This window comes from Paracidovorax sp. MALMAid1276 (assembly GCF_049198005.1).
GTDB lineage: Bacteria > Pseudomonadota > Gammaproteobacteria > Burkholderiales > Burkholderiaceae_C > Acidovorax.
This window is the reverse complement of record NZ_JBMIRS010000236.1, coordinates 1-13781: the sequence shown is the minus strand read 5'-3', so window position 1 is coordinate 13781 and position 13781 is coordinate 1. Positions and strand designations below refer to the sequence as shown.

10 protein-coding genes are annotated in these 13781 nt (G+C 65.7%); 6 read left to right on the top strand and 4 right to left on the bottom strand.

The features are described 5' to 3' along the window. Together ACOQFS_RS19375 and ACOQFS_RS19370 are read left to right on the top strand one after the other, a co-directional pair. Window positions 1-693 (top strand): RHS repeat-associated core domain-containing protein (locus ACOQFS_RS19375; RefSeq protein WP_421564454.1); only part of this gene is annotated, 693 nt, incomplete at its 5' end. A gap of 2 nt (window positions 694-695) precedes the next feature. Continuing rightward, a complete protein-coding gene (locus ACOQFS_RS19370; protein ID WP_421564453.1) occupies window positions 696-1004 on the top strand; it encodes a hypothetical protein in 309 nt (102 codons plus the stop codon). 138 nt (window positions 1005-1142) lie between these two features. Here the strand turns inward: ACOQFS_RS19370 and ACOQFS_RS19365 are convergent, their stop codons facing one another. Further along, complete coding sequence (locus ACOQFS_RS19365; RefSeq protein ID WP_421564452.1) at window positions 1143-1763, bottom strand: ORF6N domain-containing protein; 621 nt, start codon at window positions 1761-1763, stop codon at window positions 1143-1145. Window positions 1764-1959: 196 nt separating this feature from the next. Between ACOQFS_RS19365 and ACOQFS_RS19360 the strand changes: the two genes are divergently transcribed. From ACOQFS_RS19360 to ACOQFS_RS19345, 4 genes are all read left to right on the top strand, one after another. Continuing rightward, window positions 1960-3465, top strand: a complete 1506-nt coding sequence (locus ACOQFS_RS19360; protein ID WP_421564451.1) for an NAD(P)/FAD-dependent oxidoreductase — start codon at window positions 1960-1962, stop codon at window positions 3463-3465. Window positions 3466-3658: 193 nt separating this feature from the next. Further along, a complete protein-coding gene (locus ACOQFS_RS19355) occupies window positions 3659-4579 on the top strand; it encodes a GGDEF domain-containing response regulator (protein ID WP_421564450.1) in 921 nt (306 codons plus the stop codon). A 47-nt stretch (window positions 4580-4626) separates the two neighbouring features. Further along, window positions 4627-8799 carry a CHASE domain-containing protein gene (locus ACOQFS_RS19350; RefSeq protein WP_421564449.1) on the top strand — a complete coding sequence of 1391 codons (4173 nt, stop codon included), beginning with the start codon at window positions 4627-4629 and terminating at the stop codon, window positions 8797-8799. Between the two features lie 30 nt (window positions 8800-8829). Further along, complete coding sequence (locus tag ACOQFS_RS19345) at window positions 8830-10977, top strand: EAL domain-containing protein (RefSeq protein WP_421564448.1); 2148 nt, start codon at window positions 8830-8832, stop codon at window positions 10975-10977. A gap of 80 nt (window positions 10978-11057) precedes the next feature. On the opposite strand, the gene ACOQFS_RS19340 is transcribed toward ACOQFS_RS19345, so the two are convergent. The 3 genes from ACOQFS_RS19340 to ACOQFS_RS19330 all read right to left on the bottom strand — a co-directional run bounded on the left by ACOQFS_RS19340 (window position 11058) and on the right by ACOQFS_RS19330 (window position 13682). Beyond that, window positions 11058-11738 carry an ABC-type transport auxiliary lipoprotein family protein gene (locus tag ACOQFS_RS19340; RefSeq protein ID WP_421564447.1) on the bottom strand — a complete coding sequence of 227 codons (681 nt, stop codon included), beginning with the start codon at window positions 11736-11738 and terminating at the stop codon, window positions 11058-11060. Between the two features lie 82 nt (window positions 11739-11820). Further along, window positions 11821-12792, bottom strand: a complete 972-nt coding sequence (locus ACOQFS_RS19335; protein WP_421564446.1) for an MlaD family protein — start codon at window positions 12790-12792, stop codon at window positions 11821-11823. Further along, the gene (locus ACOQFS_RS19330) at window positions 12792-13682 is read right to left on the bottom strand and encodes an ABC transporter ATP-binding protein (protein WP_421564445.1); all 891 of its coding nucleotides are present in this window, start codon (window positions 13680-13682) and stop codon (window positions 12792-12794) included. The genes ACOQFS_RS19335 and ACOQFS_RS19330 overlap by 1 nt, the downstream gene beginning before the upstream one ends. Between the last annotated feature and the right edge of the window lie 99 nt (window positions 13683-13781).

Below are 13781 nucleotides of genomic sequence, written 5' to 3'. Positions count from 1 at the left end.
TTTGGGGATGAGCCGCCCACGCAGGCGGCCCACCGGTTCACGGGCGAGACGACGAACCCCAGCACGGGGAGCACCGCAGTCCCGCAGGTGAACTACAACCTGAGGTATCCGGGGCAGTATTTCGACGTGGAGAGTAATCTTCACTACAACTGGAACAGGTCGTATTGCCCAAGCTGCGGGCGGTATACCCAAGCTGACCCGATTGGGTTAGATGGCGGGTGGAACCAGTTTGCCTATGTCAATGGCAATCCGCTCAGCTTTGTGGACCCCGATGGTTTAAATCCGTTGACTGGGGCGATCAATGGAGGCCGACTTGGTGCAACTGGGGGAAGTGCGTTCGGTCCGGTCGGAACAGCTGTAGGCGGGGTGGGCGGCGCATTAGTTGGTGCTGGAATCGGTTGGTACATTACTGGGCCGATGTGGATCAAGCCACCAGACAACGCCTATGACCCAAATGGCCCAAAGGCCCCAGGCAAACCCGGTGAAGCAGATGGTTTCAAAGATCCAAAAGGTGGGGAAAACTGGGTGCCCAATCCCAACCCTGGCAAGGGCGGCTCAGGGTATGGTTGGCAGGATGCAAACGGGGATGTTTGGTGTCCCACAGGTCAAGGCGGCACTGCTCACGGGGGGCCGCATTGGGACGTGCAAACCCCTGGCGGGGGTTATCGCAATGTCAGACCACAGAGAAAATAATCATGAAAAACATTCAGATTATTGATGGCGCGCAGAATTGTGTTTATGACATCTTCTCGGCTACCGATGAAGAGTTTGCTTTGATCTTCCCAGAGGGAACGGATATAGCTTTTATTGATGAGGTCTATGCGAGAGAAGACGCAAAACTGCTTGATGCAGCATTTGCGAACATCTGGAATCGCCGAACAAAAAAAACTGATGCGCTGGGCATCCACGGCATCATCTTCTATGAACTTGAAGAAAAGAAGGTGTATTACCCAACAAGAAGAGATGAAGATGCATGTAATCCCGGTGGGTTCAAGTTGCGGTAGTACGCCTCAAATCCACCTCCTGCGTGAGCACATGCACTGAGGTCTATTTCTCACAAAGAAAGCCACCTGCATCCCGCCAGCGGTAAAAGCTGCTGGATTGCAGGTGGCTTCTTCTTTTAGCCGCTGGGAGATTGGGCGCTACGCCTTCTTGCCCTTTGCCTTGGAACTGCTGGGCTTGCCGTCCTTCCTGTCCTCAGGCGTAATGAACCCAATAGGCCGCTTGGCAGGCTCAGGCGACGCCATCAGCCCGCGTAGCGCATCGAACACCTGCTTGAGCTGGGCGCGGGTATCGCGGCTGAAGGTGTCGTGCTGCATCGCCAGCGCCTCGGTCTTGTCCTGCAACTCCGAGAGCTGCCGGGCCAGGTCGTGGTGCGTCGCGGCCATGGAGCGCACCTGCACGAAGGCCCGCATGATCTCGATATTGATGGCGATGGCGCGCGGGCTGTTGAGTACCGAAGACAACATCGCCACGCCCTGCTCGGTGAACGCATAGGGCGCATAGCGGCGGCCGCCCCGGCCGGTGTTTGAGGTCTCAAACTGTGACCTCAAAGATGCCCACTCCTGGGCATCGAGCTGGAACATGAAATCCCCTGGAAACCACCCGCGATTGCGCCTGACGGCCCGCACCAGCACCTTGGTCTCCACCCCGTACAGTGCAGCCAGATCGGCGTCCAGCATTACGCGCTGATCGCGCAGAGCGCGTTTCGCTTCGATGCCTTCTACCGCGCAGACACCTGGCGCTGGACAGCCCCGAGGCACTCACTCCTGATTTCATAGCTATCAGCGCTTTCCTATAAAGCGCTAGAGCCTGATTTGGCATCAAATTCGCCAACGATCGGCATCCAGAACCTCCGTGCACCCACTACCGGCCAACACAGCGCCGCCGGCACCTCCACTGCCTCTCACCGCGCCCGCACCGCACTCCGCCCTCGCGCCACGCCCCAATAATGTCCGGATGACTACCTCTCCATCCACCACGCAGAGCCCATCCCCCCACTCACCCTCCCCACGCCCCCGCATCGTCATCATCGGCTGCGGCTTTGGCGGCCTGGAGGCCGCGCGGGCGCTGCGGGGGGCGGCAGTGGATGTGACGCTGGTGGACCGCACCAACCACCACCTGTTCCAGCCGCTGCTCTACCAGGTGGCCACGGCGGGGTTGTCGGCGCCGGCGATTGCGGCGCCGGTGCGGCATTTGTTTCGCGCGCAGCGCAACGTGACGGTGCTGCTGGGCGAGGTGACGCGTATTGACGCGGCGGCGCGGGCGGTGCATTTGCAGGACGGGCTGGCGCTGCCGTACGACCATCTGATCGTGGCGGCGGGGGCGGCGCACAGCTACTTTGGGCACGACGAGTGGGCGCCGTTTGCGCCGGGGCTGAAGACGCTGGACGATGCGTTTGAGATTCGCCGCCGCATTCTTCTGGCGTTTGAGGCGGCCGAGAAGGAGCCCGAGCCCGAGCGCCGCGCGCAATGGCTGACCTTTGTGGTGATTGGCGGCGGGCCCACGGGCGTGGAGATGGCGGGCACGCTGGCCGAGATTGCGCGGCACACGCTGCCCGGGGAGTTTCGCAACATCGACCCGGCGGCTGCGCGCGTGATCTTGCTCGAAGGGGGCGACCGCATTTTGCAGGCCATGCCGCCCGCGCTCAGCCAGCGCGCCAAAGAGCAACTGGAAAAGCTGGGCGTGGATGTGCGCCTGAACGCGAAGGTGACGGCGATTGACGACCAGGGGCTGACGGTGCAGAGCTCCGAACACAAGGCAGAAGGGGGCGATGGCAGCACCACCTATGCCATCCAGAGCCAGTGCGTGGTGTGGGGCGCGGGCGTGGCGGCGTCCCCGCTGGGGCGGCAGCTGGCCGACAGCACGCAGGCCGGTGGCAGTGCGATAGACCGCGCCGGCCGCGTGGTGGTGCAGCCCGACCTGAGCGTGCCGGGCTTTCCCGAAGTGAGCGTGATTGGCGACCTGGCCGCCGCCAAGAGCCATGTGCCGGGGCGCGAGCCCACGCCGGTGCCGGGCGTGTCGCCCGCAGCCAAGCAGATGGGGCGCGCGGCGGCGGCCAACATCCTGCGGCGGCTGGCGGGGCGCGGCACCGAGCCGTTTCGCTACCGCGACTACGGCAACCTGGCCACCATCGGCCGCAACTCGGCGGTGGTGGACCTGGCCTCGCCCGTGGGGCCGGTGCGGTTTTCAGGCTACTTTGCGTGGCTGTTCTGGCTGTTTGCGCACGTGTTCTTTTTGATCGGGTTTCGCAACCGGGTGGTGGTGCTGCTGGACTGGGGCTGGGCGTATTGGACCTTTGCGCGCCATGCGCGGGTGGTGACGGGCATCGCGGCCCAGCCGGTGAAGGCAGGCGCTTCGGCCAGTGAGGTGGCGGCGCAGGTGCCAGGGGCGGTGGACCCGCGCCGCCCGGATGGCGCTGCGGCCGCCGCCGAAGGCCGACCCGCGACCCAGCAAGGCGACTGAGCAGCCACAGCTCCGGGCGCCAAGGTGCGCACCCCCTGGAATGTGCGGATGTGCGGGCGTGGCAGCGGCACCGTATTCTTGGTAGGCTGGATGCCCGGACCCTACGCACAACACGGTCGCGCTGTGGGCGCACCCCTTCCAAGATCTTCGAAACGCCATGGCCTCAGACAACCCCGCGCCACAACCGTCAGCCATGCAACTCGACACGCTGCTGCCATCGCCCCGGCGTTCGTCCGTGCTGGTGGTGGACGACCAAGTGGCCAATATCCAGGTGCTGCATGGGCTGCTGGGCGATGAATTCGACATCCGCATGGCCACCAATGGCGATGATGCGCTGCGCCTCATCCACGCATCGCCCCCGGATCTGGTGCTGCTGGACATTCAGATGCCGGGCATGTCGGGGCACGAGGTATGCCGGCGGTTGAAGGGCAATGCGCAGACGCTGGATATTCCGGTCATTTTCATTACTGCGCAGAGCACGCCCGAGGAAGAAACCCTGTGTTTTCGCAACGGCGCTGTCGACTTCATTGCCAAACCCATCAACCCCGCAGTGGTGCAGGCGCGGGTGCGCACACACCTGCGCCTCAAGAGCCAGTCCGACCTTCTGCGCGATCTGGCGTTTGTGGATGGGCTTACGGGCATTGCCAACCGCCGCCGGTTCAGCTCGGCGCTGGAGGCTGAGTGGCGGCGCAGCCGGCGCAATGCGACCCCGCTGGCCGTGCTGCTGATCGACATCGACAACTTCAAGCGCTACAACGACCATTTCGGCCATCTGGCGGGTGATGCCTGCTTGCAGCGGGTTGCGGCCACGCTGGCCGATGAGCTCAAGCGCTCGCACGACCTGATGGCCCGCTATGGAGGAGAAGAATTCGCCTGCCTGCTGCCAGAGTGCGATGCCGCTGGCGCCCTCAGCATCGCAGAGGCCCTGCGCCAGCGGGTGGAGTCGCTGCGCATCGCCCACGCGCCCGATGCCGCCTCGGCATTCGTGAGCATCAGCGTGGGGGTTGCAAGCGCGGTGCCTTCGGCAGATGGACTGCCGTCAGCGCTGGTGGACAGCGCTGACCAGCAGCTCTACAACGCCAAGGCCCAGGGGCGCAACCGCGTTTGCGGCTAGCGCCAACCGCCCATCGGCCCGCCCCCCACGCTCCCAAGAGAACGACGATGAAACAAATATCTGGCGTGCTGAAGTGGTTTCCGCTGATGGGCTTGTGTGTGGGCGTGGCGGTGGCGGCCTGGCTGGGCGTACGCACGCACCAGCAAAATCAGTCCGACGTGGAAGAAGCCTTCCAGCTTGTTGCGCAACGCACCACGGTCCAGCTGGAGCGCCGCATGAACATCTACGAGTATGGGCTCAGAGGCACGCGCGGGGCGCTGATCACGGGGGGCGAGGAAAACATCGGGCGCGCGGGATTTCTGCGCTACTCGGGCTCACGGGACTACGCCGTCGAGTTTCCCGGGGCGCGCGGCTTCGGCTTTATCCGCCGCGTGCCGGCGCAGGACGAAGCCGCCTTTGTGCAGGCGGCACGCGCCGACGGGTGGCCCGGCTTTAACGTGCGCCACCTTGCCCCGCACACGCGCGAACGCTTCGTGATCCAGTACATAGAGCCTGCTCAGAACAACATGCAGGCGATCGGGCTGGACATTGCCTCCGAGGACAACCGCCGCACCGCTGCCGAACGCGCGATGAGAACCGGCAAGGCCGTCATCACCGACCCCATCACGCTGGTGCAAGCCAACGGCAAGCAAAACCAGGGCTTCCTGATTCTTCTGCCCGCCTACCGCAACGGCGCGCCGCTGACCACCGAGGCTGAACGGGAGGCCGCCGGTTACGGCTGGGCCTACACACCGCTGACCATCGAGGAAGTGCTCAAGGACTTCGACTACTACGAGGGGCGCATTTCGGTGAGCCTCAGCGCGGTGGACGCCGATGGAGAGCCCTTTCTTTTCTACTCCAACACCGAGGCCGCCACTGCGGCAACGGCCGATCTGCCACGCACCCGGACCCATATCGAGATTTTTGGCAAGGAATGGCAAATCAATGTCCAGGCCCAGCCGGAGCTGATCGAGCAGATGAATCTCACATCGCCCTGGCTGGTCTTCGGCATCGTGCTGCTGCTGAGCCTGGTGGTGACCGTGGCAACCTACGCCCTGCAGCTGGCCGGACTGCGCGCGGAGCGCATGGAATCTGCAAACCGCCTGCACCAGGCGGACCGGCGATACCGGCAGCTGATTGACGGCGTGAGGGACTATGCCATCGTCCAGCTGGACACGTCAGGCAACGTGATGGGCTGGAACATTGGCGCCAAGGAAATCACCGGCTACTCCGAATCGGAAATTGCCGGACGCCACCTGTCGGTGTTCTATCCGCCCGACACGGTCAGCCGCAGCCAGCTTGCTGAAAAACTCGCCAGCGCGCGTGATGTGGGGCACGCACACGAAGAGGGCTGGCGCCTGCGCAAGGATGGCTCGCGCTTCTGGGCCAGTGTCACGCTGACGCCCATGTACGACGAGGAAGGCCGCCTCAGCGGTTACTCGAAGATCACGCGCGACCTCAGCGAACGCCGGGCCCAGGAGCTGGAAAGGAACCGCTTGTTCGGCCTTCAGAACGCGATACTGAGCAGTGCCGGCATCGCGATCATTGCCACCCGCATGGACGGCATCATCACCCTGTTCAATCCGAGCGCGGAGCGCCTGTTGGGCTACCAGAGCGATGAAGTGATTGGCAAGCTGACCCCCGCCGCTTTCCATGACCGTGACGAAATCACGCGCCGGGCCCAGGCCTTGTCCGAAGAGCTGGGCTCGCCCGTCAAACCCGGCCTGGCTACCCTGGGCGTCAAGGCGCTTCAGGGGAAGGTGGACACCAACGAGTGGACCTACTACACCAAAGACGGGCAGCGCAAGCCGGTGCTGCTCTCGGTGACTGGCATTTTTGACGAGCACGGCAACCCGCTGGGCTCGTTGGGCGTGGCGACCGATCTGAGTGATCAAAAGCGCTACCAGGCCGAGCTGGAAGCTGCACGCGAGACGGCGGAAAAGGCCAACATGGCCAAGAGCAGCTTCCTGGCCAACATGAGCCACGAGATCCGCACGCCCATGAACGCGATTCTGGGCATGACACAACTGGTGCTGCAGGGCGAACTCGCACCGCAGCAGCGGACGATGCTGACCAAGGCCTTTTCGGCCTCCAAGGCCCTGCTCAACATCCTGAACGACGTGCTCGACTACTCCAAGGTCGAGGCCGGCCACATGCATTTGGAAGCGCGCGAATTGTCTCTGGAGACCCTGCTGGCCAACAGCGCCTCGCTGTTTGCGCACCAGGCAGAGCAAAAGGGCCTTTCGTTCGTGCTGGACATCCCGCCCGACCTGCCCGCGAGCGTGCGGGGCGACCCGCTGCGCCTGACGCAGGTCTTGTCCAACCTTCTGAGCAATGCGCTGAAGTTCACCACCGAAGGTGCCATCACCCTGGGCGCCCGAACGGTGCAGCAGGATTCGCAGATGTGCCGGGTACGCTTCAGCGTGGCCGACTCCGGCATTGGCATGAGCGCAGCACAGATGGCCCAGCTCTTCAACCCCTTTACCCAGGCAGATGTTTCGGTCACGCGCAAATACGGCGGCACGGGCCTGGGCCTGAGCATCTGCAAGCGCCTGGTCGAGTTGATGGGTGGGGTGATCGAGGTGCACAGTACCCCCGGCGAAGGCAGCGAGTTCTTCTTTGAGATCGGCATGGCTCTGCCCACCGCACCGCAGACCACGTTCCGGGCCGCACGGCCGCTGGCGTTTCAGCGGGCGCTCGTTGTCGACGACCAGATCGCATCGGCGCATGTGCTGCAGGCCATGCTGCGCGCCTGGGGGGTGGACGCCCTTTGCTGCGACAGTGGCGAAGCGGCCTTGCACCACATCAAAACCGCTTCTGCCGATGGCCAGCACTTTGACCTGCTGCTCACCGACTGGCGCATGCCGGGCATGGATGGGCTGGAGCTGATCACGCAGATTGGGCGGCTGGCGTCGTTCCAGGGACTAACACGCATACCCGCCATGGTGATGGTGAGCGCCTACGCGCGCGACGAGCTGGCAGCCAGGGTGCAGGACCACCCTGTGGCGGCGTTGCTCACCAAGCCTGTGCTTCCGTCGGCCCTGCACAACGCACTGGCGGAAGCCACCCACGGGCGCCCTGCAGACGCCGCCGACGTGGGCAAGAACGCGGCGCGAGCGCCCGTGCTCCACAGCTACATTGCCGCCGCCGCACCGCTGCGCGGCATGCGCGTCCTGCTGGCCGAAGACAATGAAGTGAACCAGCAGGTGGCCACCGCCTTCCTGCAGTCCGCCGGGCTGGAAGTCAGCATTGCCTGCAACGGTCAACAAGCGGTGGAGCTGGCAGGCTCTGGCCATTTCGCCGCCATCCTGATGGACATGCACATGCCGGAAATGGACGGGCTGGAGGCGACCCGCAGGATCCGCACCCTGGCCCCATGCGCCACCGTTCCGATCATCGCCATGACGGCGGCCGTCATGCCGGAAGACCGGCGGGCGTGCTTCGACGCAGGCATGGACGGCTTTGTGGGCAAACCCATCGATCCGGAGGAGTTGATCCGCGCTCTTTGCCAATGGACCGGCGCGCGTGCCGCTGCGCCATCGCCCACCGGTGCGAACATCGCCGCCAATCCCAGGGTGGCAGCCGAGGCGCGGGACGCCCTGGGCCCGCTTGCGCCGCTGGAACAACTGGAGGGCGTCGACGTGCACGGCGCCCTGGCCCGCATGGGCGGCGACCGACGCCTGTATCAACGTCTGCTGCGGGACTTTGCCCACAGGGCGGCGCGGCTGCCTGACGAGCTGACCGGTCTGGGGCCGCACGAACTTCCGGAGTGGATACACAGGCTCAAAGGCGAGAGCGGCAATTTGGGCTTCCACGGGATCGCGGCGTCCTGCCAGTCGCTGGAAAACGACCTGAAGACCAGCCCCGACACCCTGCCCGAGGGCGCTGTGTCTGCCTTGGGCAATTTTTTGCGGGCGTTTTCTCCGCAACTGTTGCAGACTTTGGAATCCGCTCTGACTCCCGATGTCCCGGCAGACCCTGCGCAGCGTTCGCTCGGGCCGCAGGACCGGGAGGAGTTGGACGCGCTGCTGGAGCAGCTTCCCACCTTGCTGAAGGAACAACGCATGCAGGCACTCAAGGACTCCGAACGATTGCAAGAGCTGCTGCAGGGCACGCCGTGGCAGGCCCTGTACGTGCCGGTGCATGACAAGATTCAGCAATTGCAGTTTGCCGCTGCCCTGACCGCGCTGGAAGAAGTGTCGGGAAAGCTCGGGGCCTCTGCGCCTGTATCAGGGTCTTGACAGACCAACAACCGCCAGGAGAGCGCCCCCATGCCGCACAGACAGACCCTACTGATCGTGGACGACTCCGTCGCCAACCTTCAGCTGCTGGCGCAAACACTGGAAGCCGACTACGACGTGCAGTTTGCGCGCTCCGGCCACGAGGCGCTGCAGCTTCTCAAGAACAGCCAGCCGGACCTGTTCATCCTCGACGTGATGATGGCAGGCATGGACGGCTTCGAGCTGTGCGAGCGCATTCAGGCGCTGCCGCAGTTCCGGGATGCGCCCATCGTATTCTTGACGGCGCTGGACGACGAAGCCAGCGAAAGCCGCGGGCTGGAGCTGGGGGCGGCCGACTTCATCAACAAGCCGTTCAACGTGAACCTCGTGCGGCTGCGCGTGGGCAATTTGCTCAAACGGGTGGCCATGGCCAAGGAGCTGGAAGACGAGCGGGAGCTACTGCGGATCACCCTTCACTCCATTGGCGACGGCGTCATCACCACCGACCGCCAGGGCAACGTGGCGCTGATGAACGGCGTGGCAGAGCAGCTCACGGGGTGGCTTCAATCCGAGGCGCAGGGCCTGCCCTTCGACCAGGTGTTCACCATCGTGCACGAACGCAGCCGGCGCAGCATCCGCAACCCTGCGGCGCGCAGCCTGGCCGAAGAGCGCATCGTGGGCCTGCCCAACAACACCCTGCTGATTGCGCGCGACGGGGGCGAATACCTGATCGAGGATTCGGCGGCCCCCATCCGCGACCGGCTCGACAACATCGTGGGCGCCGTGGTGGTCTTCCACGATGTGACGGAGCAGCGCCGCAAGATCAACGAGGCCTTCGCATTCAGCGCCACCCACGATGCCTTGACGGGGCTGATCAATTCCACCGAGTTCGACGTGCGCATCTCGCGCGTTCTCAAGCAGACCGAGCAAGACCAAGGGCTGAAACACTGCCTGCTGCTGATCGACCTGGACCAGTTTCGCCTGGCCAATGAGGCCTGTGGGCACGATGTGGGCGACCGGGTGCTGCAGAACACGGCCGGCATGATCGAAAAGTGCATCCGTGCAGGGGACACGCTGGCGCGCCTCGGCGGCGACGAGTTTGCCGTGCTGCTGGAGAACTGCCCCACCCGGTCGGGCCAGCTGGTCGCGGAAGCCATCTGCGAGCGCCTGGACCGCTATCGGTTCATCCACGACCAGCACCGCTTCCGCATCGGCGCCAGCATCGGCCTTGTGGAATTTGACCACCGCTGGACCAGCGCAGCGGCCCTGCTGCAAGCGGCGGACACCGCGTGTGTGGCAGCCAAGGAGGCGGGCCGAAACCGGGTGCACACCTACTTCAACGTCAGCGAGACCGTGGTGCGCCAGCGCGCCGGGGTGGCCAACTGGGCCACACGGCTGGACATGGCGATGGAGCTGGACCATTTCATTCTTTTCGCACAGCGCATTGAGCCGCTGCAGGACACGCGCCTGCCGCCCAGCCTGGAGATCTTGCTGAGGCTCAGGGACGGGCAGGGTGAGTTGGTGTCTCCGGGCGTGTTCATTCCGGCCGCGGAGCGCTACCACATCGCGGCCCGGCTGGACCTGTGGGTGCTGAACAAGGCCATCGAGCTGCTGCGCCAATGCCGTGATCTGAGCGGCTTCGACAAGATCAGCATCAATCTGTCAGGGCAGTCGATCGGCGACAGAAAGGTGCACGCGAGGCTGGTCAATGCCATTCGCAACAGCGGCCTGCCCGAGGGCAAGCTGTGCTTTGAAGTGACCGAGACCAGCGCCATTCGCAACATCGAAGACGCCATCAACATCATGGGCCAGCTCAAGACCCTGGGCGTGAAGTTTGCGCTGGACGACTTTGGCAGCGGCAGTTCGTCCTTCGGCTACCTCAAGGCGCTGCCGGTGGACTACCTCAAGATCGACGGCCAGTTCGTGCGCTCGCTGGCCACGGACCAGGTGGACTTTGCCACTGTGCGATGCATCGCCGACATGGCCAGTCTGCTGCACAAGGAGACGGTGGCGGAATTTGTGGAGACCGAGGCAGCCCTGTCGATCGTCAGCTCCCTGGGGGTGGACTACGCGCAGGGCTTTTTGCTGCACAAACCCGAGCCCCTCAGCCAGCTGCTTCACCTGCCGGCCGACGTGGACGCGCCGCGCGGCGCGATCATGCACGAAGGTGATTCGGAGAGCCCGCCGGAATCGCCCTGAACGCCCGCTACCACGGCGGCTTTGATCGGGATTGCCGAGCAACCGCTCCGAACAGGCTCGATCCTTTCTGACTTGCCGGCCTACCGCTGCAGTGCGGGCGCCGGCGCAAGCTGGTCGAGCCACGCGTCAATTTCAGCCCCCACCTGGGTGGATGCCTCGGCCAGCGCGGCCACGCCGCCGGGCGCGTCGGCGGTGCGGGCGGGCACGCGGGCCACAAACACGCGCTGGCCGCGCAGCGATTCGCCCTGGGGCAGCACGTCGACCAGGGTGGCGCGCACGCGCACCACACCCGCGCTGTCGGTGGCGCTGGCGAAGTGGTGGCTGAACTCCTCCAGCTCGATGCGCAGCACCGGCGGCAGGCGGCCGCCCTGGTCGGTGCTGCGGGCCTGGGCGCTGCCGTAGTCGGGGCGCAGGATGGCGCGGCGCTGGCCCAGCTGTTCACGCAGGCGCTGCTGCAGCAGCTGCGCAGGGGGCTGGCTCCAGCGCGCTAGGCTGTAGGGGCGCAGCTGCTGCGGGCCGTTGTAGGCCAGGCGGTACAGCACGGCGTTGCTGCCTTCGGTGAGTCCGGGGGCCTCGATGTCGTCCAGCGTGAGCGGGGGCCGGGGCGCGGCGGCAGCGCCCGGGGCGGGTGCCGCCGCGGGTGCCGGTGTATGGAGGCCCGGCCCAAAGTCATACAGCGCGGGGCGTGTGGGCGGCTGGGGCAGGGCCGAGCACGCCATCAGCACCGGGGCCAGCACCGCAGCCAGCGCAGAAAATTTCAATAAAAAAATGCCCTTAGCGCTTATCTGGCAAGCGTTTGTAGCTATGTTTTTGATAGTTTGCATGCGCACTCCATCCATCCAGTTACTGGGTGCCGGCGGCAAAGCCGGGTTCGCCCGGTCCGGGCGGGATGCGGCCCGAGCCGTAGATGAACAGCTGGGGGTTGTCGGACACGCCGCCCGCCGTGCGGCTGACCTGGCGCGCCGCGCGCGAGGTGTCGTCGGCCGCGCGGTTCAGGCGTGGCAGCGTGCTGGCACCAAACTGGTCGGCCGCGCGGGCCAGGGCCTGCGTGCCCACGGTGATCTGGTCGATGGCGCCGCCTTCGGCGGTGAGGCGGCGGGTGGTCTGGCTGAAGTCGGTGGCCAGGGTGGTCACGCTGTCGCCGGCCTTGCGCAGGGCCTGCAGGGTCTGGCGTGCGTCGCCGGCCAGGGGCGTCAGCGCGGCCAGGGCCGGGTCCACGCGCTGGGTCAGGGTGGTGTCGAGCCTTTGCGTGAGCGCGCTGACGCTGCCGGCCGCCTGGCCGATGTTGGACAGCGCCTGGGTGAGCAGCTGCTGGTTGTTGTCGCCCAGCAGCTGGTTGATGCGGCGCGTGGCTTCTTCGACCTGCGAAAGGATGGCGGGCGCCTGTTCGGCCAGCTTGCCGAAGGGCGAGGGCTTGAGCGGCAGGCGGGGCAGGCCGCTCGGGCCCGGGGGCAGCTCGGGGTAGGGCTGCTCGGCGTCGTCCAGCAGCACGTGGGCCAGGCCGGTGACGCCCTGGTAGCCCAGCACGGCGAAGGTGGTGGGACTGATGGGGGCATGGTCGTTGACGGCGATGCGGATGAGCACGTTGCCGTTGACCTGGGGGTCGAAGCCGATGCGCGTGACCTTGCCCACGGCCACGCCCTTGTAGCGCACGGCGGCCTGGGGCTGCAGGCCGGTCACACCGTCCTTGGTGGACAGCTCGTAGCTTTGGTAGTTGGCATCGTCGCGCGTGAGCCAGATGGCCAGGCCCGCCAGCATGGCGGCCACCACCAGCACGAAGATGCCTGCGGCCAGGGCGTGGGATTTGTTTTCCATCAGCGGGTTTCCTTTGCGGGCGGGGGCGTGGCGGCGCCTGCTGCGTCTGCTGCAACGGCTGCAACAGTTGCAGTGGCGGGCTCCACGGGTTGCACCGGGGCCATGGCACGCTGGCCACGTTCTCCCAGGAAGAATTGTTGAATGAACGGGTGCTTGAAACGCGCCACCTCGTGCGGCGCGCCGGTCACGATGACTTTCTTGTCGGCCAGCACGGCCACGCGGGTGCTGAGGGCGAACAGGGTGTCCAGGTCGTGCGTGACCATGACCACGGTGAGGCCCAGCGCCGCGCGCAGCTCGCGCAGCAGCGTGCAGAATTCGTCCGCGCTGCTGGGATCGAGGCCGGCGGTGGGCTCGTCCAGCAGCAGCAGCGGCGGGTCCATGATGAGGGCGCGCGCCAGCGACACGCGCTTGACCATGCCGCCCGACAGGTCGGCCGGCATGCGCGTGGCGTGCTCGGGCTTGAGGCCCACCATCTGCAGCTTGACCAGGGCCGCGTCGCGCACCAGGTCCTCGGGCAGCGTGCCCTGCTCGCGCAGCGCAAAGGCCACGTTGTCGAGCACGTTGAACGCCGAGAACAGCGCGCCGTGCTGGAACAGCATGCCCACGCGGCTGGCCGCGCCCTCGCGCCCCATCTCGGATGCCGGACGGCCCAGCACCGTGACGCTGCCACGCGCCGGCCGCGCCAGCCCCAGGATCTGCCGCAGCAGCACCGTCTTGCCCGTGCCCGAGCCACCCACCAGCGACAGCATCTCGCCGCGCTGCACGGTGAAGTTCAGGTCCTGGTGCACGGTGAAGACTTCGTTGCCCTTGCCGAACTGCGTCCACAGGCCGCGCACGTCCACGATGGGCGGCTCATGGTCGGCAACGGGGATGTGCTCAGGCGTGGTCATGTCCGTTTTCCATAGCGATGCGCCCCCCCCCTGCCGCATGCAACGGGCGCGGCCCAGGCCAGGGCAGCCGAGCAAGGGCCGCCCCGCAGCGAGGGCTGC

Coding starts and splice junctions, on each gene's coding strand:
- ACOQFS_RS19370 (WP_421564453.1), top strand. CDS start 696: ATGAAAAACATTCAGATTATTGATGGCGCGCAGAATTGTGTTTATGAC.
- ACOQFS_RS19360 (WP_421564451.1), top strand. CDS start 1,960: ATGACTACCTCTCCATCCACCACGCAGAGCCCATCCCCCCACTCACCC.
- ACOQFS_RS19355 (WP_421564450.1), top strand. CDS start 3,659: ATGCAACTCGACACGCTGCTGCCATCGCCCCGGCGTTCGTCCGTGCTG.
- ACOQFS_RS19350 (WP_421564449.1), top strand. CDS start 4,627: ATGAAACAAATATCTGGCGTGCTGAAGTGGTTTCCGCTGATGGGCTTG.
- ACOQFS_RS19345 (WP_421564448.1), top strand. CDS start 8,830: ATGCCGCACAGACAGACCCTACTGATCGTGGACGACTCCGTCGCCAAC.
- ACOQFS_RS19335 (WP_421564446.1), bottom strand. CDS start 12,792: ATGGAAAACAAATCCCACGCCCTGGCCGCAGGCATCTTCGTGCTGGTG.
- ACOQFS_RS19330 (WP_421564445.1), bottom strand. CDS start 13,682: ATGACCACGCCTGAGCACATCCCCGTTGCCGACCATGAGCCGCCCATC.